This is a genomic window from Pseudomonas sp. 22082 (assembly GCF_052046055.1).
Taxonomy (GTDB): Bacteria; Pseudomonadota; Gammaproteobacteria; order Pseudomonadales; family Pseudomonadaceae; genus Aquipseudomonas; species Aquipseudomonas pharyngis.
In genome coordinates this window covers 42,866-64,763 of sequence record NZ_JBQEQB010000002.1, presented here as the reverse complement: position 1 = coordinate 64,763, position 21,898 = coordinate 42,866, and the positions used below count along the sequence as shown (strand labels likewise).

Below are 21,898 nucleotides of genomic sequence, written 5' to 3'. Positions count from 1 at the left end.
TGGCTTGCCAGCGATAAGGCCGGTTCAGCACCACAAAAAACCACTGCCCGACAGAGGCGGAAAACCTCAAATAACCGTGAGGCAAAAAACCGTGATCGAGACCCTGAACCATCTCCCGCACCCACACGAAAGTGCGGCCGCCCTCGCCGGCCATTTCACCGATCTGGCGCCGCCGCTCAACGACCGCCAGGCACATCTGGAAGCCTCGCGCTGCCTGTATTGCTACGACGCGCCGTGCGTGAACGCGTGCCCGAGCGAGATCGACATTCCGTCGTTCATCCGCAATATCCATCAGGACAACGTGCCAGGCGCGGCGCAGAAAATCCTTTCGGCAAACATCCTCGGCGGCAGTTGCGCCCGAGTCTGTCCGACCGAGATCCTCTGCCAGCAAGCCTGCGTGCGCAACAACGCCCACGAATGCGCGCCGGTGCTGATCGGCCTGCTACAGCGTTATGCCGTGGACAACGCGCACTTCACCGAGCACCCGTTCCAGCGCGCCGCCGCCACCGGCAAACGCATCGCCGTGGTCGGTGCCGGCCCGGCGGGCTTGTCCTGCGCACATCGCAGCGCGATGCACGGCCATGACGTGGTGATTTTCGAAGCGCGGGAGAAGGCTGGCGGGCTCAACGAATACGGGATCGCCAAATACAAACTGGTCGACGACTACGCGCAGAAGGAGCTGGATTTCCTCCTGCAGATCGGCGGCATCGAAATCCGCCACGGACAGAAACTCGGCGACAACCTGACTTTGAGCGAACTGCATCAACAGTTCGACGCAGTGTTCCTCGGCCTCGGTCTTAATGCGAGCAAGCAACTCGGCCTGGCCCACGAAGACGCCCCCGGCCTGCTCGCCGCCACCGACTACATCCGCGAACTGCGTCAGGCCGACGACCTGTCGCAACTGCCGCTGGCCGAGCGCTGCATCGTCCTCGGCGCCGGCAATACCGCCATCGACATGGCCGTGCAAATGGCCCGCCTCGGTGCCAGCGACGTCAACCTGGTCTATCGCCGTGGCGCAGCGGACATGGGCGCCACCGGCCACGAGCAGGACATCGCCAAGGCCAATCAGGTGCGGCTGCTGACCTGGGCGCAACCGGATGAAGTGCTGCTCGATGCCCAAGGCAAGGTGCGTGGCATGCGCTTCGCCCGCACCCATCTGGTGGACAGTCGCCTGCAAACCACTGGCGAAACGTTCGAGCTGGCCGCCGATGCGATCTTCAAAGCCATCGGCCAGGCCTTCGACGGCAGCGCCCTCGCCGACCCACTGGCCCGCGAACTCAAGCGTCAGGGCGAACGGATTCAGGTCGATGAAAACCTGCGCACCAGCATCCCCGGCGTCTATGCCGGCGGCGACTGCACCGGCCTCGATCAGGACCTGACCGTGCAAGCGGTGCAACACGGCAAGCGCGCCGCCGAGGCGATCAACGCTCAACTGATGCTCAATGTGGAGGCTGCGTAAATGGCCGATCTCTCGATTGTCTTCGCCGGTATCAAAGCCCCCAATCCGTTCTGGCTGGCCTCCGCGCCGCCGACCGACAAGGCCTACAACGTGGTGCGCGCCTTCGAAGCCGGCTGGGGTGGCGTGGTCTGGAAAACCCTGGGTGAAGACCCGGCGGCGGTCAACGTGTCTTCGCGTTATTCGGCGCATTACGGCAACAACCGCGAAGTGCTGGGCATCAACAACATCGAATTGATCACCGACCGCTCGCTGGAAATCAACCTGCGGGAAATCACTCAGGTGAAAAAGGATTGGCCGGACCGCGCGCTGATCGTTTCGCTGATGGTGCCGTGCGTCGAAGAGTCGTGGAAACACATCCTGCCGCTGGTGGAAGCCACCGGCGCTGATGGCATCGAACTGAATTTCGGCTGCCCCCACGGCATGCCGGAACGTGGCATGGGCGCGGCGGTCGGTCAGGTGCCGGAGTACGTCGAACAGGTTACGCGCTGGTGCAAGACCTATTGCTCGCTGCCGGTGATCGTCAAGCTGACGCCGAACATCACCGACATCCGCGTCGCCGCCCGCGCTGCGCACCGGGGTGGCGCGGATGCAGTATCGCTGATCAACACCATCAACTCGATCACCAGCGTCGACCTGGAACGCATGGTCGCCCTGCCCACCGTCGGCAGCAAAAGCACCCACGGCGGGTATTGCGGTTCGGCGGTCAAGCCGATCGCGCTGAACATGGTCGCGGAAATCGCCCGTGATCCGCAGACCCAGGGCCTGCCGATCTGCGGCATTGGCGGCATTGGCAGCTGGCGCGACGCGGCGGAGTTCATCGCTTTGGGCAGCGGCGCGGTGCAGGTGTGCACGGCGGCGATGCTGCATGGCTTCCGGATTGTCGATGAAATGAAGGATGGCCTGTCGCGGTGGATGGACAGTCAGGGTTACGCCAGCATCGCCGAGTTTTCCGGGCGTGCGGTGGGCAATACGACCGACTGGAAGTACCTGGACATCAACTATCAGGTGATCGCGAAGATCGACCAGGAGGCGTGCATCGGTTGCGGGCGTTGCCACATTGCCTGCGAGGACACGTCACACCAGGCGATCATCAGCCTGAAACAGGCCGATGGTACGCATAAATATGAAGTGATCGATGATGAGTGTGTGGGGTGCAATCTGTGCCAGATCACTTGTCCGGTGGCGGATTGCATCGAGATGGTGCCGATGGAAACGGGCAAGCCGTTTCTGGACTGGAATCATGATCCGCGCAATCCCTATCACGTCAGCCCTTGAATGATCGTTCCCACGCTCCGCGTGGGAATGCAGCCCGGGACGCTCTGCGTCCCACTGGAACGCGGAGCGTCACTTGAGGCATTCCCACGCGGAGCGTGGGAACGATCAGTTACGGTTCTAATCCGATCCCCCGCAAAATCACGCTAGTCACCGTCTGCACCGCCCGCTCGAACTGCATGTCCGACAACGGCTGGTGCTCATTCAGAATATTCACCTGATGATCAAAGTCGGCATAGTGCTGGGTTGAGGCCCAGATCATGTACAGCAGGCTCGACGGCTCCACCGGCAGAATCCGCTTGTCCTCCACCCACTGCCGGATCTTCGCCTCCTTCATCTTCGCCCAGTCGTACAGGCTCACATCCAGCGCCTCGCCGAGGGTCGGCGCGCCGTGGATGATTTCGTTGGCCCAGACTTTCGACCCGTAAGGCCGGCTGCGCGAGTGGTTCATCTTGGCGCGGATGTAGCTGCTGAGCACCACGCGCGGATCGTCGAACATCTCGAAGCACAGCGCGTCCTGCTTCCACACTTCCAGCAGGTCGAACAGCACCGCGCTGTACAGCTCGCTCTTGGTCGAAAAGTAGTAATGCAGGTTGGATCGCGGCAATTGCACTTCAGCAGCGATGTCGGCCATGGCGGTGCCGCCGAAACCTTTTTCGGCGAAGACTTTTTCCGCCGCCAGCAGGATCTTGTCGACGTTGGTGCGGCGGATTTCGATCTTGTGATTGCCCATGAGGGCTCCCTGAAGACAACGTGGTTGAAGACTAGCATCCGCTCTGGGCAAGGGGCGACAGCCAAGAACGATTCTTCACACACTTGGGCTTTTTTCTGGTTTAGGATCGCCCTCCTTCTCCCCGTCAGACACTGAAGGATCTGTCCATGACCATTCGAAAGCGCGTCGCTGCGGATGATCCGCAGCTCGCCGCACTGTGGGAGCGCTCGGTCCGCGCCACCCACGATTTCCTCCCGGAAGACGATATCCATCGGCTGTTCCCGCTGGTGCGTGACACCTACCTGCCCGCGCTGGATGTGCAGGTTTTCGAAAACCCCGATCACTCCCCGGCAGGCTTCATCGCCACCGACGACGACACCGTGCAGATGCTATTCATCGACCCGGCTCAGCGTGGCCAGGGGATCGGCCGGCGCTTGCTCGACCATGTCCGCCGCCCACTGCTGAAGGTCGACGTCAACGAACAGAACCCGCAAGCCCACGGCTTCTACCGTCACTACGGATTCGAAGACATCGGCCGCTCGGCACTCGACGGCGAAGGCCGGCCCTTTCCGGTCATTCACATGCGCCTGAAAGCCCTGTGATCCAGGTTCTATACTCAGCCCGCCATTTCACTGAAAGGAATCTTTCCATGCCGATGAAAAAACTCTTCACCGCTGGCGCGCTGCTGGCTTCGCTGATCGTCACTTCCCAGGCGTTCGCACACGCCCATCTGAAAAGCCAGACTCCGGCTGCCGACAGCACCGTCGCCGCACCGGCAGATCTGCGCCTGGTGTTTTCCGAAGGCGTCGAAGCCAGCTTCACCAAAGTCACCGTGACCCACGACGGCAAGCCGGTGGCGGTCAAACCGCTGACCACCGAAGGTGACAAGAAAACCCTGATCGTCACCCCCGAAGCACCGCTGACCGCTGGCGAATACAAGGTCGAATGGCATGCGGTGTCGGTCGACACACACAAAAGCGAAGGCGCCTATCAGTTCAAGGTTGGCCAGTAATTCATGAGTGAAGCGCTGCTGCTGTGCCGGTTCCTGCATTTCATCGTGGTGTTGATGCTGTTCGGGGCCTGGCTGTTCCGGCCGCTGCTGCTCAAAGGTGAAGCGCCGGCGCTGGATCGGCAGCTGGCGCGACTGTCCCGCTGGTTGGCGGCGATTGCCTTGGCCAGCGGCGTCACCTGGGCGTTGTTGATTACCGCAAGCATGGCCGGTTCGGCGGCTGCCGCGTTTGATCCGCCCACCGTCGAGCTGGTTCTCGGTCATACGTTTTTCGGTCAGGTCTGGCGCTGGCATCTGCTGATCAATGCCCTGTTGCTGGCGTTGCTGTTTACGCCGTGGCGTTCGAACCGGCCATTGCGGTTGGGCCTGAGCGCGCTGCTGCTGATGACGCTGGCACCAGTCGGACACGGCGCGATGCTCGACGGTTTCAGTGGCCAGATGCTGATCCTCAATCAGGTCATTCACCTGACCTGCGTCGGCGCCTGGCTCGGTGGGTTGTTGATGCTGGTGATGATCCTGCGCCAACCTGACAAAGACATGCGCGAAGTCTTGCAGCGTTTCAGCGGGCTCGGTTACGCACTGGTCGCCGGCCTGCTGATCACTGGTTTGATCAACGTGCGCGTGCTCACCGGCCAATGGTGGCCGACACCGCTGTTCTCGGGCTTCGCCCTGATCCTGTTGATCAAGGCGCTGCTGGTGTTTGGCATGCTCGCCCTGGCGCTGTTCAATCGCCTGCGGATCAACGATTGCGAACAGCGGCTCGACACCCTCAAGCGCAGCGTCATGCTCGAATGGCTGCTGGGGATCGGCGCCGTGGCGGCGGTTTCCGTGCTTGGCACCTTGCCGCCGATGATCGCCGCCTGAGGTCAGTGTTTCTGGGTGTCACCCGCCGCCGTATCAATGCTGACCACCACCGACATCCCCGGCCGCAGGCGCTCGCTCTCCTGCTGATCCGGATCGATGGTGATGCGCACCGGCACTCGCTGGGCGATTTTCACGAAGTTGCCGGTGGCGTTGTCGGCCTGCAACAACGCGAATTCGGAACCGGTGCCCGGCGAGATGTGCTGCACATGGCCGGTGAATTTGCGGTGGTTCAAGGCATCGACGGTGAAACTCGCCGGCTGCCCGACGCGCACATTGTCCATCTGGGTTTCCTTGAGGTTGGCGATCACCCATTTCTGGTTCGGCACCAGCGCCATCAACTGCGCCCCGGAGTTGACGTAGGCGCCGAGACGCACGCCGATCTGCCCGAGCTGACCGTCACGCGGAGCAATGATCCGGGTGTTGGACAAGTCGATCCGCGCCAGCTGCACCGCCGCCTCGGCGCTGGCCACCGCCGCTTCCAGCGAGCCGCGATTGACGATCACCGTTTGCAGATCCTGTCGGGCGATCTCCAGATTGGCCTTGGCCTGCGCCACCGCCGCAATGCTTTGCGCATTGGCGGCCAGCGCCACGTCCATCTCACGCTTGGACACGGAGCCGTCATTGACCAGCGCCTTGTTGCGTCGCAGATCCGCCTCGCTTTTGCGCAACTGCGCCTCGCTGTCGGCCACCACCGCCTGCCGCAACTTGATAGTGGCTTCGGCGCTGTTGCGCTGCTGCACCACGTTGGCCAGCGAGGCCTTCTGCACCGCCAGTTGTGCCAGCGACTGGTCGAGACGTTGCTGATAGATGCGGTCATCGAGACGCACCAGCAAATCGCCTTCCTTCACAAACTGGAAATCCTGCACCGGCACTTCAAACACATAGCCACTGAGCTGCGGGCCGATGATCGTTACCTGACCGCGCACCAAGGCGTTTTCGGTGGTCTCAACTGCGCTGCTGAACGGCGGCAGTTGCCAGGCGTAAAGCACGATCAGCACGCCGACGATGGCAATCGCGGCAAACCCCAGCGATGAGATGATCCGCACCCGCAACGAGCGCGGCTCGGTGTTCGGTGATGACGGCGGCGCCACACCTTCAGGGGTGGCGGCGATGGCATTGGTGGTCGTAGTGGTCGGTTCGGTCATGAAGAAGTGGCACCGCTGGAAGGTACGGAAGGTGTCGGGGCGACGGCTTTGGTGGTACTGATCAGCCACAGCGCACGGATGGAAATCCAGATCATGGTCAGGATCGCGATCACCGCAATCAGCATGAACACATCGTTATAGGCCAGTACGTTGGCTTCGCGGGTGGCGGCATTGGCCAGACTGCGAATGCCTTGCAGGTTGCGCAGGCTCGGGTCGGCAATCACGGAGCCGACCGCCGATCCGCCGCTCTGTACCCGGGCGGCGACACGCGGGTCGGACATCACCAATTGCTCGACGATATGGCTGGAATGAAACTTCTCGCGCACGATCTGGAACGTCCCCAGCAACGCCGCGCCGATCAGGCCGCCGAGGTTGTTGCAGATCCCGAACAACACTGAAAAGCTCACCAGGTTGCGTGGATTGGTCAGCACGTTGCGCGTGCCCAGCACCATGGTCGGGCCGAGGAAAAAGGTACTGCCGAACGCCAGCAGGAACTGGCTGAAATACAGGTTGCCGGGGCGGGTCAGGTTGTTCGATGAGCTGTCCATGATCGAGCCGGTGGCCATCAACGCCAGCGAAATGATCAGCGGCATCAACAGGTGTTTCGGGTCGATGGTCAGCGCACTGGTCAGCAGCCCGGCGACGCTGCCGATCAGCATCACCACATACAGGCTATGAAGCTGCTGGCTGCTCATGTTCAGGTTCTGCATGAAGCCCACGGCGCCGGTGGATTGCTCCGAGGTCACCATGCGAATCAGGATCACCGCCAGCGCCAGGCGGATCATCACCCCGCTGCCGAGCCAGCGGGTCATCAGCATCGGGTTGCTGCGGTTATGTTCGATGGCCAGCCCCGCGAGAATCAGCGCAATCGACGCGGCCAGGGCGATACCGATCCAGTCGGCCTCCAGCCACCAGTCGATCCGCCCCAGGGACAACACCGCGCACAACAGCGCGACGCCGCTGGCGAGGATCGCGAAGGTCAGGAAGTCGAGCGGTTCGAAGGTCTTGAACCGGTCACCCGGCGGCAGTTTGAGCATCAGGACGCAGCCCAACGACAGCAGCGCCATACCCAGTTCAAACAGGTACAGGCCGCGCCATTCGGCAATCTGCAACAGGTCTTCGGAAAACAGCCGCGCCAGCGGCAAGGCCAGTTGCGAGGTGCCCAGGCCCAGCACCAACGCCTTCATCCGCCATTTGGCCGGGAACGCCTGCACCATGTAATACAGGCCCAGCGAACTGAGCGCCGCGCCAACCATGCCGTGGGCCGCACGCACGGCGATCGCCGAATTCAGGTCATTGACGAACAGATGGCCGAAGGTCACCAGCGCATACAGCACCAGAAACACCTCGGTGAACGCCCGAAGGCCGAACTGCTGTCGAAACTTCACCAGCAGCAGGTTCATCGACACGTTGGTCATCACATACGCCGCCGGCAGCCAGGCCATCTCCGCCGTGGTCGCCCCGAGCGCGCCTTGCAGATAAGGCAGGTTGGCGACCACCAGCGCATTACCCAGCCCACCGGTCACCGCCACCAGCAAGCCCACCAACGCATAAGCCAGGCGCTTGGGGTTGGAGTGCAGCGGCGTCGAGGGGGAACCGGGCAGACTGGGCTTCTCGTGCGGCTGCCAGTTGCGCGGGGCGTATTGATCCATTGAAAGGCCTTGTCTTGTAGTCGCTTAAGTGTGCCGCAAATCCTGGCCAAACACCTATCCAGTGTGGGAGCGAGCCTGCTCCCACAAGGGATTTTGGGTGGATTCGTAAATTTTGTTTAAAGGTCATCTCGCCCGCAGCGGATTTTTCCCAAGCGTAGCGGATGCCAACCTTGCAGCACTTCTCAACCTGCAAGGTGCCCGATATGACCTCTCCCCGTTGGCAACGCTCCCCGCGTCTGCTGAAAAACCTGCTGGCCGCCGCGCTGTTGCTGCCAGCCCTCGCTTTTGCCCAGGAACGCCCGTGGCCGGACGGCTCGCAACTGGTGATTTCGGTGTCGATGCAATTCGAAACCGGCGGTCAGCCCGAAGGCGCTGAAAGTCCGTTTTCCGGTACACCGCTGCCAAAAGGCTACCCGGATCTACCGGCGCAGACCTGGTTCGATTACGGCTACAAGGAAGGCCTGTGGCGCATGCTCGATCTGTGGGATCGCACCGGCATCAAAGTCACCTCCCACGTGGTCGGCGAAGCGGCGCTCAAGCACCCGGAACTGGCCAAGGCGATTGCCGAGCGCGGCCATGAACTGGCGGCCCACGGCATGCGCTGGGCCGACTCGTACAACATGAATTACGCCCAGGAAAAACAGTTCATCGGCGACGGCGTCGCCGCGGTGGAGAAAATCACCGGCCAGCGCTCGGTCGGCTACAACGCCAACTGGCTGCGCCGCAGCCCCAATACGTTGAAGGTGCTGCAGGATCTGAATTTCACCTATCACATCGACGATGTCAGCCGCGACGAGCCGTTCGTGACCATGGTTCGTGGACGCACATTCGCCGTGGTGCCGTACACCCTGCGCAACAACGACATCGTGCTGGTCGAGGGCCGGCATTTCTCCGCCGAACAGTTCTATCAGCAACTGGTGCTGGAATTCGATCGCCTCTACGCCGAAGGCGCGAGCAAGCGGCGGATGATGTCGGTGAGTCTGCACGACCGCATCGGCGGCACCCCGGCGATAATCGAGGCCATGGAGCGCTTCATCCGGTACGCCCAGTCGCATTCGAAGGTGAGTTTCATGCGCAAGGATCAGATCGCGCAGATCGTGCTGACCGAAAAAAATCCCCTGATCGATAACACTGAAGCGCTCTACAACCAGTAAACGTGCCGACAGCAGCCCTCTTCACAGCGCTTTGAGGGCTGCCCGCTCACCCAAAGTCATCGTACGACACCCTGTTGACTTTTCCGGAAAACCTCGCAAATATCCGCAACCATGTTGTACGACGACGTATAACAAATAATAAAAACAACAAATGAAACAGGGAGCGTCACAGTGAGCACACTCGTCTGCAATTCCGTCCGCACGTCCCGTTTTTCCATCCCCCGCCCGCGTTCCACCCTGAGCCTGATCGGCTGCGGCAGTCTCGCCCTCGCCTTGCCGATGAGCGCCGACGCCGAAGGCTTCATCGAAGACAGCAAAGCCACGCTGAACCTGCGCAACGCCTACTTCAACCGCAACTTCGTCAACCCGAACTATCCCCAGGGCAAGGCTGAAGAGTGGACGCAGAACTTCATCCTCGACGCCAAATCCGGTTTCACCCAGGGCACCGTCGGCTTTGGCCTGGACGTGCTGGGTATGTATTCGCAGAAGCTCGATGGCGGTAAAGGTACGGGCGGTACGCAGTTGTTGCCGATTCACGATGACGGGCGTCCGGCGGACAACTTCGGGCGCCTCGGCGTAGCACTCAAGGCCAAGGTGTCGAAGACCGAATTGAAGGTCGGCGAGTGGATGCCGGTGTTGCCCATCCTGCGCTCGGACGACGGCCGCTCCCTGCCGCAGACGTTTCGCGGCGGCCAGATCACGTCTACCGAAATCAATGGCCTGACCCTTTACGGTGGCCAGTTCCGTGGCAACAGCCCGCGCAACGATGCCAGCATGGAAGACATGTCGATGAACGGCCGCGGCGCCTTCACCTCCGACCGTTTCAACTTCGGCGGCGGCGAATACACCTTCAACGACAAACGCACGCTTGTCGGTCTGTGGTACGCCGAACTCAGCGACATCTACCAACAACAGTACTTCAACCTCAGCCACAGCCAGCCACTGGGCGACTGGACGCTGGGCGCCAACCTCGGTTTCTTCACGGGCAAGGAAGACGGCAGCGCCCAGGCCGGCGACCTCGACAACAAAACCGCATTCGCCATGCTCTCGGCCCGGTACGGCGGCAACACGTTCTACATCGGCCTGCAAAAGCTCAGCGGCGACGATGCCTGGATGCGCGTCAACGGCACCAGCGGCGGCACCCTGGCCAACGACAGCTACAACGCCAGTTACGACAACGCGCAGGAGCGTTCCTGGCAGATCCGCCACGACTACAACTTCGTAGTCCTCGGCGTCCCCGGGCTGACGCTGATGAACCGCTACATCAGCGGTGACAACGTGCACACCGGCACCATCACCGACGGCAAGGAATGGGGGCGCGAGTCGGAGCTGGCCTACACCGTGCAGAGCGGTCCGCTGAAGAACCTCAACGTCAAATGGCGCAACGCGACAATTCGCCGGGACTTCAGCACCAATGAATTCGACGAGAACCGGATCTTCATCAGTTACCCGATTTCGTTGTTGTAAACCCTGGCATGGGGTGAACGGAGGGTGAATCGGCCTTCCGTCACTTACACCGAAAGTCGCGTTGACAAGTTCCGGAAACCCTACCGATACTTCAGCGCAGTCATACGACAACCTACAACAAACCTAATAACAACGTGTAAGGGATTGCCATGACGTCCACCTCCACCGCCCCAACTCCGTTCAATCGCCTGCTGCTGACCGGCGCCGCCGGTGGCCTGGGCAAAGTCTTGCGTGAACGTCTGCGCCCGTATGCCAACGTGCTGCGCCTGTCGGACATCGCGGCCCTCGCCCCGGCCATCGATGACCGGGAAGAAGTCGTGCTCTGCGACCTCGCCGACAAAGCTGCCGTGCATCAGCTGGTCGAAGGCGTGGATGCGATCCTGCACTTCGGTGGCGTCTCGGTGGAGCGCCCCTTCGAAGAAATCCTCGGCGCCAACATCTGCGGCGTATTCCATATCTATGAAGCGGCACGCCGACACGGTGTGAAGCGGGTGATATTCGCCAGCTCCAACCATGTCATCGGCTTCTACAAGCAGGACGAACACCTCGACGCCAGCTCCGCTCGCCGCCCCGACGGCTACTACGGTCTGTCCAAGTCCTACGGCGAAGACATGGCCAGTTTCTACTTCGATCGCTATGGCATCGAAACCGTCAGCATCCGCATCGGCTCGTCGTTTCCCGAACCACAGAACCGCCGAATGATGCACACCTGGCTGAGCTTCGACGATCTCACCCAACTGCTCGAACGTTCGCTGTACACCCCCAACGTCGGCCACACCGTGGTTTATGGCATGTCCGCCAACAAGGATGTGTGGTGGGACAACCGCTTCGCCAGTCACCTCGGTTTCGAAGCCAGGGACACCTCCGAAGTGTTTCGCGAAAAGGTCGAGGCGCAGCCCATGCCGGCAGCCGATGACCCGGCGCGGATCTATCAGGGCGGGGCCTTCGTTGCGGCCGGCCCGTTCGGCGATTGACCGGCGCGATTCACGTCTCCAATAAAACCAAGGGAATGAGTATGCAAGCCGAATTGATCGTCGACGCCCGCAACGCGGTGGGTGAAAGCCCGGTCTGGGTATCGCAGGAGAACGCCTTGTACTGGGTCGATATCCCCAACGGTGGCCTGCAGCGCTGGAGTGCCGACACTGGCCATGTCCATGCCTGGAAGACTCCCGAAATGCTTGCCTGCCTCGCCCGCCACAGCAAGGGCGGTTGGGTTGCCGGGATGGAGAGCGGGTTCTTTCACTTGCAACCGCATGCCGATGGCAGCCTTGACAGCGACTTGCTCGCGACCGTGGAACACAGCCGCCAGGACATGCGCCTGAACGACGGTCGCTGCGACCGCCAGGGTCGGTTCTGGGCCGGCAGCATGGTGCTGAACATGGGCCTGAATCTGCCCGAGGGCCGGCTCTATCGTTACGGTGCCGGGCAAACGGGCGTGATCGAGGCACAGCTTGATGGCTTCATCGTGCCCAACGGCCTGGGCTTCAGCCCGGACGGCAAAACCATGTACCTGTCGGACTCGCACCCGAACGTCCAACTGATCTGGGCTTTCGATTACGACACCGAGACAGGCACCCCCTCCAACCGGCGGGTGTTCGTGGACATGAACCATTTTTACGGCCGCCCCGACGGCGCTGCCGTGGATGCCGATGGCTGCTACTGGATCTGCGCCAACGACGTCGGCCTGATCCATCGTTTTACCCCCGACGGTCGCCTTGACCGCTCGCTGCAGGTACCGGTGAAAAAACCCACCATGTGCGCCTTCGGCGGCAGCCGGATGGACACCTTGTTCGTGACTTCGATTCGCCCCGGCGACGACCAGGATCCGCAGTCCCTGGCCGGCGGCGTGTTCGCCCTCAACCCCGGCGTCAAAGGCCTGCCGGAGCCAATGTTCGACGATCTGCTGTAACCCGCCCTTGCTGCATTGCTGTGCCTTGAACACAAAAATAACAAGACTGGAGAACCCCTCATGGACTTCAAACGCACGTTGCTCGCCGCCGCCCTCCCCCTCGCGCTCACCTTCGGCAGCGCGGCCCAGGCGCTGGAAATCAAATTCGCCGACATCCACCCCGCCGGGTATCCGACCGTGGTCGCCGAAGAACAGTTGGGCAAGACCCTGGTTGCCGAAAGTGACGGCAAGCTGACCTTCAAGATGTTCCCCGGCGGTGTACTCGGCTCGGAAAAGGAAGTGGTCGAACAGGCCCAGGTCGGCGCCATCCAGATGGCCCGCGTCAGCCTCGGGATCGTCGGCCCTGTGGTGCCGGACGTGAACGTGTTCAACATGCCGTTCGTGTTCCGTGACCAGGCGCACATGCGCAAAATCATCGACGGTGAAATCGGTGACGAGATCCTCGACAAGATCACCAACTCCGAATTCAACCTCGTGGCGCTGGCGTGGATGGATGGCGGCACGCGCAACATCTACACCAAGAAACCGGTGCGCAGCCTGGCGGACCTCAAGGGCATGAAAATCCGCGTGCAGGGCAACCCGATGTTCATCGAAACCATCAACGCCATGGGCGGCAACGGTATCGCCATGGACACCGGCGAAATCTTCAGTGCCCTGCAGACCGGCGTCATCGATGGTGCGGAAAACAATCCGCCGACCCTGCTTGAACACAACCACTACCAGAACGCCAAGTTCTACAGCCTGACCGGGCACCTGATCCTGCCCGAGCCCATCGTGATGTCGAAAATCACCTGGGAAAAACTCAGCCCCGATCAGCAGACGCTGGTGAAAAAAGCCGCCAAGGCTGCGCAGGCCCAGGAGCGCACCTTGTGGGATGCCAAGTCGGCCAGCAGTGAAGAGAAACTCAAAGCCGCTGGCGTCGAGTTCATCACCGTCGACAAGAAACCCTTCTACGAGGCCACCGCTTCGATCCGCGAAAAATACGGTGCGCCCTACGTCGACCTGATCAAACGCATCGAAGCCGTTCAGTAACCTCCCTGCCCTCAATACAAGGCCCGGCAGCGCTGGCGTCGCTCGACGCTCACGCCTGCCCGGTTACGGTGGAACCCGATGAAGAATTTGCTGCTGCGCATCAATGACCGGATCTACATGGCCTGCATCTGGGTCGCCGGTCTGTCGGTGCTGACCATTTCCCTGATCATTCCCTGGGGCGTGTTCGCCCGTTACGTCCTCGGCACCGGTTCAAGCTGGCCGGAGCCCACCGCCATCCTGCTGATGATGGTTTTCACCTTCATCGGTGCCGCCGCCAGCTATCGCGCCGGCGCGCACATGGCGGTGGCGATGGTCACCGACCGCCTGCAACCGAACATGCGTCGAACCATGAGCATCGTTTCCCAAGTGCTCATGGGCACCATCTGCCTGTTCATGACCATCTGGGGCACCAAGCTCTGCCTGTCGACGTGGAACCAGTTCATGAGCGCCCTGCCGACATTGCGCGTCGGCATCACCTACATGCCGATCCCGATTGGCGGCGCGCTGACGCTGATTTTCGTGCTGGAAAAACTCTTGCTCGGCGATCAAAGCAATCGCCGCGTGGTGCGATTCGACCTGGTTGAAGAAAACGAAGGGGCTGCCTGATGGACGCATTGATTCTGCTGGGCAGTTTTATCGCACTGATCCTGATCGGCATGCCGGTGGCCTATGCGCTCGGGCTGTCGGCCCTGATTGGCGCTTGGTGGATCGACATCCCGTTCCAGGCCTTGATGATCCAGGTGGCGGGCGGGGTGAACAAATTCTCGCTGCTGGCGATTCCGTTCTTCGTGCTCGCCGGCGCAATCATGGCCGAGGGCGGCATGTCGCGACGGCTGGTGGCCTTCGCCGGGGTCCTGGTGGGCTTCGTGCGTGGCGGGCTGTCGTTGGTCAACATCATGGCCTCGACGTTTTTTGGTGCGATTTCCGGCTCGTCGGTGGCCGATACCGCGTCGGTGGGTTCGGTACTGATCCCGGAAATGGAGCGCAAGGGTTATCCCCGGGACTTCTCCACGGCAGTGACCGTCAGTGGTTCGGTGCAGGCCTTGCTGACTCCGCCGAGTCACAACTCGGTGCTCTACTCGCTGGCCGCCGGCGGCACCGTGTCCATCGCTTCGCTGTTCATGGCCGGCGTGGTGCCGGGCCTGCTGATGAGCGCATGCCTGATGGTGCTTTGCCTGATCTTCGCGCGCAAACGCGACTATCCCAAAGGCGAAGTGATCCCGATGCGCGAAGCCTTGAAGATCTGCGGCGAAGCGCTGTGGGGGCTGATGGCGATGGTGATCATTCTCGGCGGGATTCTCTCGGGGATCTTCACGGCCACCGAGTCGGCGGCCATCGCCGTGCTGTGGTCGTTTTTCGTCACCATGTTCATCTACCGCGACTACAAATGGAGTGAGCTGCCGAAACTGATGCATCGCACGGTGCGCACCATTTCCATCGTGATGATCCTGATCGGCTTCGCCGCCAGCTTCGGCTACATCATGACCCTGATGCAGATCCCAGCGAAAATCACCACGCTGTTCCTGACCCTGTCCGACAACCGCTACGTGATCCTGATGTGCATCAACGTCATGCTGCTGTTGCTCGGCACCGTGATGGACATGGCGCCGCTGATCCTGATCCTTACGCCGATTCTGATGCCGGTGATCCTCGGAATCGGCGTCGACCCGGTGCAGTTCGGCATGATCATGCTGGTCAACCTCGGCATCGGCCTGATAACGCCGCCGGTGGGCGCCGTGCTGTTCGTGGGTTCGGCGGTGGGCAAGGTCAGCATCGAAAGCACCGTGAAGGCGCTGCTGCCGTTCTATGCGGTGCTGTTCCTGGTGCTGATGCTGGTGACCTATGTTCCGGCACTGTCGCTGTGGTTGCCGCATCTGGTGTTGTAACGCTAACGCTGTGGCGAGGGCGTTCGCTCCCTCGCCACAGATTTCATATCACGCCCGCAGCAACATGTAAGCCGCAACCACCAGGCACACACTGGCAAACCCCACCTGCAACGTCCTCGCCGGTACTCGCGCGCAAAGTTGGCGACCGATGATCATGCCGATGATGCTCGCCACAATGAACGCAGCACCCAGTCGATCTATCCGCACGCCCGCGTGGAACGCGCCGATCACACCGATGGCGGAAATCAGGCTGATGACCATCAGTGAAGTAGCGACGATCCCGCGCATCTGTACATCGGTCAGTTGCTTGAACGCCGGCACGATCAGAAACCCGCCGCCCACCCCCAGCAACCCGGACACTACACCGGTGACAGCGCCCAGCGCCGCAAGGGTCGCGGTGCATTTGGCGGTCCAGTCGAAACGCCCAGTCTGTTCATTGAGCATGCAGTTCTTCTGGCCCCAACTGGCGTGGCCATGGTCACTCGGACCCTCCTGCTGGCGTTCGCGACGCAGCATGCGCCACGCCACCATCACCATCAGCAGGCTGAACAGAATCATCAAAACCTTTTCCGGCAACTGATGGGCGAAGTAGATGCCCACTGGCGAAAACACCGCGCCGAGCGCCGCGATCAACAGCGCCGCACGATAGCGCACCAGTCCATGACGCAGGCCATCGATAGCGCCGACCGCCGCCGCGCTGCCCACTGCAAACAACGCCACCGGCGCCGCTTGCGTCATCGTCCAGCCCAGCCCCAGCACCAGCGCCGGCACCGCGAGAATCCCGCCGCCGGCCCCGGTCAGACCAAGGACCAATCCCATCACCACGCCAAACAGACTTGCCAGCAACATAGAGTGTTCTCAGTCGACCCTGGACTGACGCGTCAGCCATTCGCGGCCCTTGAGCATGCCGTTCCAGTAGAACCACGGCAGCAGCGTCGCCTTAAGCCACCACGCGGAGCGGCGCGGCACGGTCGGGTCGAGGGGAAAGGTCGGCAGCAATTTTCCACCGTAGCCGAACTCGGCGAGGATCACCTTGCCCTTCTCTACCGTCAGCGGGCAGGATCCATAACCGTCGTACTTCAGCGGCAGTGCCAGATCCTTGCGCAGGGCCAGCAGGTTTTCCGCCACCACCACGACTTGCTTGCGCACTGCCGCGGCGGTTTTCGCATGGGTGGTGCCGCAGATATCGCCCAGGGCAAACACGTCGGGATAACGCGGATGTTGCAGCGTGTGCGGGTCGACCTCGCACCAGCCGCTGGCGTCGGCCAACTGACTCTGCGCGATGAAATCCGGCGAGACCTGCGGCGGGACGACGTGCAACAAATCGAAAGTCTTGGCCTGACGGGTGACATTGCCGTCCGCATCCTTGACGTCGAACCAGGCGGTTTTCGCCGGGCCGTCGACCTTCACCAGATTGGAATTGAACGCCAGCTGCGCGTTGTATTTTTCGATGTACTTCATCAGCGGCGGCACGAAGGTCGGGACGCCAAACAACGCGGCGCCGGCCAGATTGAACTCGACCTCGACCTTGCTCAGCACATTGCGCTTGAGCCAGTGATCGCAGGACAGGTACAGCGCCTTCTGCGGCGCGCCGGCGCACTTGATCGGGATCGGCGGCTGGGTGAACAGGGCTTTGCCGCCGCGCAGTTTCTGCACCTGATCCCAGGTGTATTGCGCGTGCTGATAGCTGTAGTTGGAAGTGACGCCGTACTGGCCGAGGCTTTCCTGCAAGCCTTCGATGTTCTCCCACGCCAGGCGCAGGCCGGGGCAGACGATCAGGTTCTGATAGGTGACGCTGCGTTGGTCGTTGAGGGTGAGGCGGCGCTGGTCGGGGTCGATGCCGGTCACTGCAGCCTGAATCCAGGTGGCCTGACGCGGCATCACTTTGTTCATCGGTCGGGCAGTGTCTTTGGCATCAAAGGCACCACCGCCGACCAGCGTCCAGGCCGGCTGGTAGTAATGCAGGGTGCTCGGCTCGATCACCGTGATTTTCAGGCCGGGATCGCGCTTGAGCAGGCTCGCGACAAAACCGATACCGGCAGTGCCGCCGCCGATGACCACGATGTCCGCACTGATGGATGGGCCCCAGTGTTGATCGTTCATTGTTTGTTCCTTATGGCTGCACGCAAGGATAGCCGGGTCTATTGCGCCCAGCTTTTGAGCACGGCTCCGCAGTAGAGTCCGGAAAGGGTTTTCATCACCTGGATCACTTCGTGACTGGCGAGACCGTAAAAAATGTACTTGCCTTCACGACGGGTCGCGACCAGCCCTTCATCACGCAGGATGCCCAGTTGCTGGGACAGGGTCGGCTGCCGCACGCCGGTCATTTTCTCCAGCTCGCCGACGTTGCGCTCGCCCTGGGTCAACTGGCACAGGATCAGCAGCCGATCCTCATTGGCCAGGGCCTTGAGCAAAGAACAGGCCTTGGAAGCCGAGGCGCGCAGTTGCGCCACTTCACATTCGGTCAGACTGGATTGCATTTGCAGGATGCCTTCAACGTCACTTAAGCTGCGGACATTATGTGTTTACATAAAGTGTTGCAACCCTGACTTCCCACCTTCTGCACAGGACCGTGTTCATGCCCGCGCTGATTGAAGCTTTCCTCGACCCCGCCTCCTCGACCTACAGCTATGTGGTCTACGAGGCCGACGGCGGGCAGTGCGCAATCGTCGATCCGGTGCTCGATTACGACGGCGCCGCCGGCCGCACCTGCACGGCTCAGGCCGACAAGATCATCGCCTTCGTTCGCACCCACAACCTGCAAGTGCAATGGCTGCTGGAAACCCACGCCCACGCCGATCACTTGTCCGCCGCGCCGTACCTGCGCCGGGAACTGGGCGGGAAAATCGCGATTGGCGAATCGATCAGCAAAGTGCAGAACGTGTTCAAGGCGCTGTTCAACCTGGAGCCGGAATTTCGCGTCGACGGCTCACAGTTCGATCATCTGTTCGCACCCAACGAGTCGTTCCGAATCGGCAATCTCAAGGCCACCGCCCTGCACGTCCCCGGCCACACCCCGGCGGACATGGCCTATTTGATCGATGGCGAGCAGATCCTGGTCGGCGACACGCTGTTCATGCCCGACGTCGGCACCGCCCGTTGCGACTTTCCCGGCGGCAACGCCCATCAATTGTTCAATTCGATTCACAAGCTGCTGGCTTTCCCGGCCAGCGTGAAGCTCTACGTCTGCCACGACTACCCGCCGCAAGGTCGCGACTCGCAGTGCCAGACCACCGTAGGCGAACAGCGCAAAAGCAATATCCACGTGCATGACGGCATCGATGAAGCCACGTTCGTTGAAATGCGCACACGGCGGGACGCGGGGTTGGGAATGCCGACGCTGTTGCTGCCGGCGATTCAGGTCAATGTCCGGGCGGGAAACCTGCCGCCGGCGGAAGGCAATGGCGTTGTCTACCTGAAGATCCCCATCAACTCTGTGTAGGAAAAACTCAATTCAAGAAACGGGAATAACGGTTTTCGTACCTGTCGCGTCGGATGCGATGAACTGGGCGTATTCTCGGCCAGAAGGCAGACTTCATGGGGTAATCAACCCATGGAGATTTGGCAATATGGATATTCGCCGCAACCACCGGGATCTGTCCCCGGAGGAAAAGGCCGCCTTCGTCAACGCGGTTCTGACGCTGAAAAACAACGTGAACAGCGTGCTGCGTCCCGGCCAGCAAAGCCGTTACGACGATTTTGTACAGATCCACAAGAATTCAATGGGACGAGGTAATCCTCTTGTTCCCAATCCGCATCGCAGCCCCCTGTTCTATCCGTGGCACCGTGTGCTGATCCGCCAGTTCGAGTTGGCGCTGCAGGCCGCGGCTGATGACCCTCGCATCACCCTGCCCTACTGGAACTGGCAACTCGGCGGCGCCGACAATCCGTTCACTTCGGACTTCATGGGCGGCAACGGTGACAATACCCAAAACATGCTGGTAACAACCGGTCCCTTTTCCAGTACACAGTCGTCATTCATTGTCTCCGTATGGGACGAGGGGTTCGGTAACGCCGGGGTGCGCCGCAATCTCGGTGCTGCGGGTGCCTTGCCGTCACCAGAAACCGTCATTTCGGCGCTGAACAGAACGTCGTACTGGATGGAGCCGGGCGGTTGGGAAAACGTCTCCGAGCGCGAACTGCACAATCAGGTACATGCCTGGATCGGGGGCAGCATGATGGAAGCATCGTCCCCCAACGACCCGATATTCTTCCTGCATCATTGCTATCTGGATCTGCTCTGGGAGCGCTGGAAGAAGCTCCATCCAAACGTCCCCTCCTTCACGCAGGACGACCTGATTCACTCGACACTGGTCTTTCACCCGGAAAACGAACCCGCTCCCTGGCCTCAGAGCTTTACCGTTCAGCAGACACTTGTTACCAAAGACCTGGAATATCGCTATGAATACCTGTGAACTGCATCGCACTCAGTTACCCAGCGTCAAGCCATTCGCCGGCAACGGCAACGCCGTCTTGTAGCGCACCTGCTTGAGCGCAAAACTTGACCGGATGTTGGCCACGCCCGGCACCTTGGTCAGAAAGTCCATCATGAAGCGTTCGAGCGACTGGATGGTCGGCACCAGCACCCGGATCAGATAGTCCGGGTCGCCGGCCATCAAGTAGCACTCCATGACTTCGGGCCGATCGGAAATCGCCTCTTCGAAATGCTGCAGGGCCTCTTCCACCTGCTTCTCCAGGCTGACGTGGATGAACACGTTGACGTGCAGCCCCAGCAGGTCGGCATCCAGCAGGGTCACCTGCTCGCGGATCAGCCCCAGCTCTTCCATTGCCTTGACCCGGTTGAAGCACGGGGTCGGTGACAGATTGACCGAACGGGCCAGGTCGGCGTTGGTGATGCGCGCGTTCTCCTGAAGGCTGTTGAGAATGCCGATGTCGGTACGGTCCAGTTTGCGCATGAGACAAAACCACCTGTTTTTTATGTTTATGCAGAATTTCTATCTGCAAATGATCTTCAGCGCAACGAAACAGAGAGAAATATTCTTCTTGCCCGGGCCTATGATTGTTGTAGGACAAGATTTCTTTTATCGAAGAATGACTGCCAGCTCACTACAAGAAATTCACAAGATCGAGCGTAGAAGCCATGACCCAAGCGTATGAACCGCTGCGTCTGCACGTCCCTGAACCCTCGGGCCGCCCAGGCTGCAAAACCGATTTCTCCTACCTGCATCTGACCGATGCCGGCACGGTGCGCAAACCTTCCATCGACGTAGAACCCGCTGACACTGCCGACCTGGCCCGTGGCCTGATCCGCGTGCTCGACGACCAGGGCAACGCCCTCGGCCCATGGGCCGAAAACGTGCCGGTCGAGATCCTGCGCAAAGGCATGCGTGCCATGCTCAAGACCCGGATCTACGACAACCGTATGGTGGTCGCCCAGCGTCAGAAAAAAATGTCGTTCTACATGCAGAGCCTCGGCGAAGAAGCCATCGGCAGCGCCCAGGCCCTGGCCTTGAACATCGACGACATGTGCTTCCCGACCTACCGCCAGCAAAGCATTCTGATGGCCCGCGACGTGCCATTGGTCGACCTGATCTGCCAACTGCTGTCCAACGAGCGCGATCCGCTCAAGGGCCGTCAGTTGCCGATCATGTACTCGGTCAAGGATGCGGGTTTCTTCACCATTTCCGGCAACCTCGCCACCCAATTCATTCAGGGCGTGGGCTGGGGCATGGCCTCGGCGATCAAGGGCGACACCAAAATCGCCTCGGCCTGGATCGGCGACGGCGCCACCGCCGAATCGGACTTCCACACCGCCCTCACCTTCGCCCACGTTTACCGGGCGCCAGTGATCCTCAACGTGGTCAATAACCAGTGGGCGATCTCGACCTTCCAGGCCATCGCCGGTGGTGAAGCCACCACCTTCGCCGGACGCGGCGTCGGTTGCGGCATCGCCTCGCTGCGGGTTGACGGTAACGATTTCTACGCGGTCTACGCCGCCTCCGCCTGGGCTGCCGAACGCGCCCGCCGTAACCTCGGCCCGACCATGATCGAATGGGTCACCTACCGCGCCGGCCCGCACTCGACCTCCGACGATCCGTCCAAATACCGTCCTGCCGACGACTGGAGCCACTTCCCGCTGGGCGACCCGATTGCCCGCCTGAAACAGCACCTGATCAAGGTTGGCCACTGGTCGGAAGAAGAGCACGCCGCCGTCAGCGCCGAGCTCGAAGCCGAAGTGATCGCCGCACAGAAACAGGCCGAACAGTACGGCACCCTCGCCGGCGGGCAGATTCCGAGCGCCGCGACCATGTTCGAAGACGTCTACAAAGAGATGCCGGAGCACTTGAAGCGCCAGCGTCAGCAGTTGGGGATCTGA

The 21,898-nt window shown here is 61.2% G+C and carries 22 protein-coding genes; 15 read left to right on the top strand and 7 right to left on the bottom strand.

From position 1 onward, the window contains the following. Window positions 1-91: 91 nt before the first annotated feature. Together ACTJK9_RS02790 and preA are read left to right on the top strand one after the other, a co-directional pair. The gene (locus ACTJK9_RS02790; protein ID WP_440811957.1) at window positions 92-1,459 is read left to right on the top strand and encodes an NAD(P)-dependent oxidoreductase; all 1,368 of its coding nucleotides are present in this window, start codon (window positions 92-94) and stop codon (window positions 1,457-1,459) included. Then, a complete protein-coding gene (preA, locus tag ACTJK9_RS02785; protein WP_440811955.1) occupies window positions 1,460-2,734 on the top strand; it encodes an NAD-dependent dihydropyrimidine dehydrogenase subunit PreA in 1,275 nt (424 codons plus the stop codon). A gap of 109 nt (window positions 2,735-2,843) precedes the next feature. On the opposite strand, the gene ACTJK9_RS02780 is transcribed toward preA, so the two are convergent. After that, window positions 2,844-3,464: a TetR/AcrR family transcriptional regulator gene (locus ACTJK9_RS02780; RefSeq protein ID WP_007952885.1), complete on the bottom strand. Its 621-nt coding sequence runs from the start codon at window positions 3,462-3,464 to the stop codon at window positions 2,844-2,846. A 146-nt stretch (window positions 3,465-3,610) separates the two neighbouring features. Between ACTJK9_RS02780 and ACTJK9_RS02775 the strand changes: the two genes are divergently transcribed. The 3 genes from ACTJK9_RS02775 to copD are packed head-to-tail and all read left to right on the top strand — an operon-like array spanning window position 3,611 to window position 5,316. Beyond that, on the top strand, window positions 3,611-4,045 hold the full coding sequence (locus tag ACTJK9_RS02775; RefSeq protein ID WP_440811952.1) for a GNAT family N-acetyltransferase: 435 nt from the start codon (window positions 3,611-3,613) through the stop codon (window positions 4,043-4,045). A 47-nt stretch (window positions 4,046-4,092) separates the two neighbouring features. Then, a complete protein-coding gene (gene copC / locus ACTJK9_RS02770) occupies window positions 4,093-4,455 on the top strand; it encodes a copper homeostasis periplasmic binding protein CopC (RefSeq protein WP_085613192.1) in 363 nt (120 codons plus the stop codon). 3 nt (window positions 4,456-4,458) lie between these two features. Continuing rightward, window positions 4,459-5,316, top strand: a complete 858-nt coding sequence (gene copD, locus ACTJK9_RS02765; RefSeq protein ID WP_085613193.1) for a copper homeostasis membrane protein CopD — start codon at window positions 4,459-4,461, stop codon at window positions 5,314-5,316. 2 nt (window positions 5,317-5,318) lie between these two features. Here the strand turns inward: copD and ACTJK9_RS02760 are convergent, their stop codons facing one another. Together ACTJK9_RS02760 and ACTJK9_RS02755 are read right to left on the bottom strand one after the other, a co-directional pair. Continuing rightward, the gene (locus tag ACTJK9_RS02760; protein WP_039767224.1) at window positions 5,319-6,461 is read right to left on the bottom strand and encodes an HlyD family secretion protein; all 1,143 of its coding nucleotides are present in this window, start codon (window positions 6,459-6,461) and stop codon (window positions 5,319-5,321) included. Beyond that, a complete protein-coding gene (locus ACTJK9_RS02755; protein WP_085613195.1) occupies window positions 6,458-8,113 on the bottom strand; it encodes an MFS transporter in 1,656 nt (551 codons plus the stop codon). The genes ACTJK9_RS02760 and ACTJK9_RS02755 overlap by 4 nt, the downstream gene beginning before the upstream one ends. Window positions 8,114-8,316: 203 nt before the next feature. Here ACTJK9_RS02755 and ACTJK9_RS02750 point away from each other — a divergent pair, with 203 nt between their 5' ends. The 7 genes from ACTJK9_RS02750 to ACTJK9_RS02720 all read left to right on the top strand — a co-directional run bounded on the left by ACTJK9_RS02750 (window position 8,317) and on the right by ACTJK9_RS02720 (window position 15,561). Further along, window positions 8,317-9,267 carry a polysaccharide deacetylase family protein gene (locus ACTJK9_RS02750; protein ID WP_440811948.1) on the top strand — a complete coding sequence of 317 codons (951 nt, stop codon included), beginning with the start codon at window positions 8,317-8,319 and terminating at the stop codon, window positions 9,265-9,267. Between the two features lie 171 nt (window positions 9,268-9,438). Beyond that, window positions 9,439-10,734, top strand: coding sequence for an OprD family porin (locus ACTJK9_RS02745; protein ID WP_440811946.1), 1,296 nt, complete (start codon window positions 9,439-9,441; stop codon window positions 10,732-10,734). Window positions 10,735-10,883: 149 nt separating this feature from the next. Next, window positions 10,884-11,708: an NAD-dependent epimerase/dehydratase family protein gene (locus ACTJK9_RS02740; RefSeq protein WP_440811943.1), complete on the top strand. Its 825-nt coding sequence runs from the start codon at window positions 10,884-10,886 to the stop codon at window positions 11,706-11,708. A 41-nt stretch (window positions 11,709-11,749) separates the two neighbouring features. Next, on the top strand, window positions 11,750-12,643 hold the full coding sequence (locus ACTJK9_RS02735; protein ID WP_440811941.1) for an SMP-30/gluconolactonase/LRE family protein: 894 nt from the start codon (window positions 11,750-11,752) through the stop codon (window positions 12,641-12,643). 60 nt (window positions 12,644-12,703) lie between these two features. Beyond that, a complete protein-coding gene (locus ACTJK9_RS02730) occupies window positions 12,704-13,675 on the top strand; it encodes a TRAP transporter substrate-binding protein (protein WP_039767234.1) in 972 nt (323 codons plus the stop codon). A 78-nt stretch (window positions 13,676-13,753) separates the two neighbouring features. Continuing rightward, window positions 13,754-14,281, top strand: coding sequence for a TRAP transporter small permease (locus ACTJK9_RS02725; protein WP_039767235.1), 528 nt, complete (start codon window positions 13,754-13,756; stop codon window positions 14,279-14,281). Next, window positions 14,281-15,561: a TRAP transporter large permease gene (locus ACTJK9_RS02720; protein ID WP_039767236.1), complete on the top strand. Its 1,281-nt coding sequence runs from the start codon at window positions 14,281-14,283 to the stop codon at window positions 15,559-15,561. The genes ACTJK9_RS02725 and ACTJK9_RS02720 overlap by 1 nt, the downstream gene beginning before the upstream one ends. A gap of 48 nt (window positions 15,562-15,609) precedes the next feature. Here the strand turns inward: ACTJK9_RS02720 and ACTJK9_RS02715 are convergent, their stop codons facing one another. Genes ACTJK9_RS02715 through ACTJK9_RS02705 form a run of 3 tightly spaced genes read right to left on the bottom strand, consistent with a single transcriptional unit; the run spans window position 15,610 to window position 18,041 of the window. Continuing rightward, on the bottom strand, window positions 15,610-16,410 hold the full coding sequence (locus ACTJK9_RS02715; protein ID WP_085613200.1) for a sulfite exporter TauE/SafE family protein: 801 nt from the start codon (window positions 16,408-16,410) through the stop codon (window positions 15,610-15,612). Window positions 16,411-16,419: 9 nt separating this feature from the next. Continuing rightward, entirely contained in the window at window positions 16,420-17,664 is a 1,245-nt protein-coding gene (locus ACTJK9_RS02710) for an FAD-dependent oxidoreductase (RefSeq protein ID WP_440811937.1), read from the bottom strand. A gap of 38 nt (window positions 17,665-17,702) precedes the next feature. Continuing rightward, complete coding sequence (locus ACTJK9_RS02705; RefSeq protein WP_007952897.1) at window positions 17,703-18,041, bottom strand: ArsR/SmtB family transcription factor; 339 nt, start codon at window positions 18,039-18,041, stop codon at window positions 17,703-17,705. Window positions 18,042-18,139: 98 nt separating this feature from the next. Between ACTJK9_RS02705 and ACTJK9_RS02700 the strand changes: the two genes are divergently transcribed. Together ACTJK9_RS02700 and ACTJK9_RS02695 are read left to right on the top strand one after the other, a co-directional pair. Then, on the top strand, window positions 18,140-19,003 hold the full coding sequence (locus ACTJK9_RS02700; RefSeq protein WP_440811935.1) for an MBL fold metallo-hydrolase: 864 nt from the start codon (window positions 18,140-18,142) through the stop codon (window positions 19,001-19,003). Window positions 19,004-19,130: 127 nt separating this feature from the next. Continuing rightward, on the top strand, window positions 19,131-19,976 hold the full coding sequence (locus ACTJK9_RS02695) for a tyrosinase family protein (protein WP_440811933.1): 846 nt from the start codon (window positions 19,131-19,133) through the stop codon (window positions 19,974-19,976). Window positions 19,977-19,988: 12 nt separating this feature from the next. On the opposite strand, the gene bkdR is transcribed toward ACTJK9_RS02695, so the two are convergent. Further along, window positions 19,989-20,477 carry a Bkd operon transcriptional regulator BkdR gene (gene bkdR / locus ACTJK9_RS02690; RefSeq protein ID WP_007915088.1) on the bottom strand — a complete coding sequence of 163 codons (489 nt, stop codon included), beginning with the start codon at window positions 20,475-20,477 and terminating at the stop codon, window positions 19,989-19,991. A 185-nt stretch (window positions 20,478-20,662) separates the two neighbouring features. Between bkdR and ACTJK9_RS02685 the strand changes: the two genes are divergently transcribed. Beyond that, window positions 20,663-21,898 carry a 3-methyl-2-oxobutanoate dehydrogenase (2-methylpropanoyl-transferring) subunit alpha gene (locus ACTJK9_RS02685; RefSeq protein ID WP_007952906.1) on the top strand — a complete coding sequence of 412 codons (1,236 nt, stop codon included), beginning with the start codon at window positions 20,663-20,665 and terminating at the stop codon, window positions 21,896-21,898.

What these genes read in the sequence shown, in the direction of transcription:
- ACTJK9_RS02705 (WP_007952897.1), bottom strand. Translation starts at nt 18,041, where the DNA reads ATGCAATCCAGTCTGACCGAATGTGAAGTGGCGCAACTGCGCGCCTCG.
- copC (WP_085613192.1), top strand. Translation starts at nt 4,093, where the DNA reads ATGCCGATGAAAAAACTCTTCACCGCTGGCGCGCTGCTGGCTTCGCTG.
- preA (WP_440811955.1), top strand. Translation starts at nt 1,460, where the DNA reads ATGGCCGATCTCTCGATTGTCTTCGCCGGTATCAAAGCCCCCAATCCG.
- ACTJK9_RS02740 (WP_440811943.1), top strand. Translation starts at nt 10,884, where the DNA reads ATGACGTCCACCTCCACCGCCCCAACTCCGTTCAATCGCCTGCTGCTG.
- ACTJK9_RS02725 (WP_039767235.1), top strand. Translation starts at nt 13,754, where the DNA reads ATGAAGAATTTGCTGCTGCGCATCAATGACCGGATCTACATGGCCTGC.
- ACTJK9_RS02685 (WP_007952906.1), top strand. Translation starts at nt 20,663, where the DNA reads ATGACCCAAGCGTATGAACCGCTGCGTCTGCACGTCCCTGAACCCTCG.
- ACTJK9_RS02735 (WP_440811941.1), top strand. Translation starts at nt 11,750, where the DNA reads ATGCAAGCCGAATTGATCGTCGACGCCCGCAACGCGGTGGGTGAAAGC.
- ACTJK9_RS02710 (WP_440811937.1), bottom strand. Translation starts at nt 17,664, where the DNA reads ATGAACGATCAACACTGGGGCCCATCCATCAGTGCGGACATCGTGGTC.
- ACTJK9_RS02750 (WP_440811948.1), top strand. Translation starts at nt 8,317, where the DNA reads ATGACCTCTCCCCGTTGGCAACGCTCCCCGCGTCTGCTGAAAAACCTG.
- ACTJK9_RS02755 (WP_085613195.1), bottom strand. Translation starts at nt 8,113, where the DNA reads ATGGATCAATACGCCCCGCGCAACTGGCAGCCGCACGAGAAGCCCAGT.
- ACTJK9_RS02730 (WP_039767234.1), top strand. Translation starts at nt 12,704, where the DNA reads ATGGACTTCAAACGCACGTTGCTCGCCGCCGCCCTCCCCCTCGCGCTC.
- bkdR (WP_007915088.1), bottom strand. Translation starts at nt 20,477, where the DNA reads ATGCGCAAACTGGACCGTACCGACATCGGCATTCTCAACAGCCTTCAG.
- ACTJK9_RS02715 (WP_085613200.1), bottom strand. Translation starts at nt 16,410, where the DNA reads ATGTTGCTGGCAAGTCTGTTTGGCGTGGTGATGGGATTGGTCCTTGGT.
- ACTJK9_RS02780 (WP_007952885.1), bottom strand. Translation starts at nt 3,464, where the DNA reads ATGGGCAATCACAAGATCGAAATCCGCCGCACCAACGTCGACAAGATC.
- ACTJK9_RS02760 (WP_039767224.1), bottom strand. Translation starts at nt 6,461, where the DNA reads ATGACCGAACCGACCACTACGACCACCAATGCCATCGCCGCCACCCCT.
- ACTJK9_RS02695 (WP_440811933.1), top strand. Translation starts at nt 19,131, where the DNA reads ATGGATATTCGCCGCAACCACCGGGATCTGTCCCCGGAGGAAAAGGCC.
- ACTJK9_RS02720 (WP_039767236.1), top strand. Translation starts at nt 14,281, where the DNA reads ATGGACGCATTGATTCTGCTGGGCAGTTTTATCGCACTGATCCTGATC.
- ACTJK9_RS02700 (WP_440811935.1), top strand. Translation starts at nt 18,140, where the DNA reads ATGCCCGCGCTGATTGAAGCTTTCCTCGACCCCGCCTCCTCGACCTAC.
- copD (WP_085613193.1), top strand. Translation starts at nt 4,459, where the DNA reads ATGAGTGAAGCGCTGCTGCTGTGCCGGTTCCTGCATTTCATCGTGGTG.
- ACTJK9_RS02775 (WP_440811952.1), top strand. Translation starts at nt 3,611, where the DNA reads ATGACCATTCGAAAGCGCGTCGCTGCGGATGATCCGCAGCTCGCCGCA.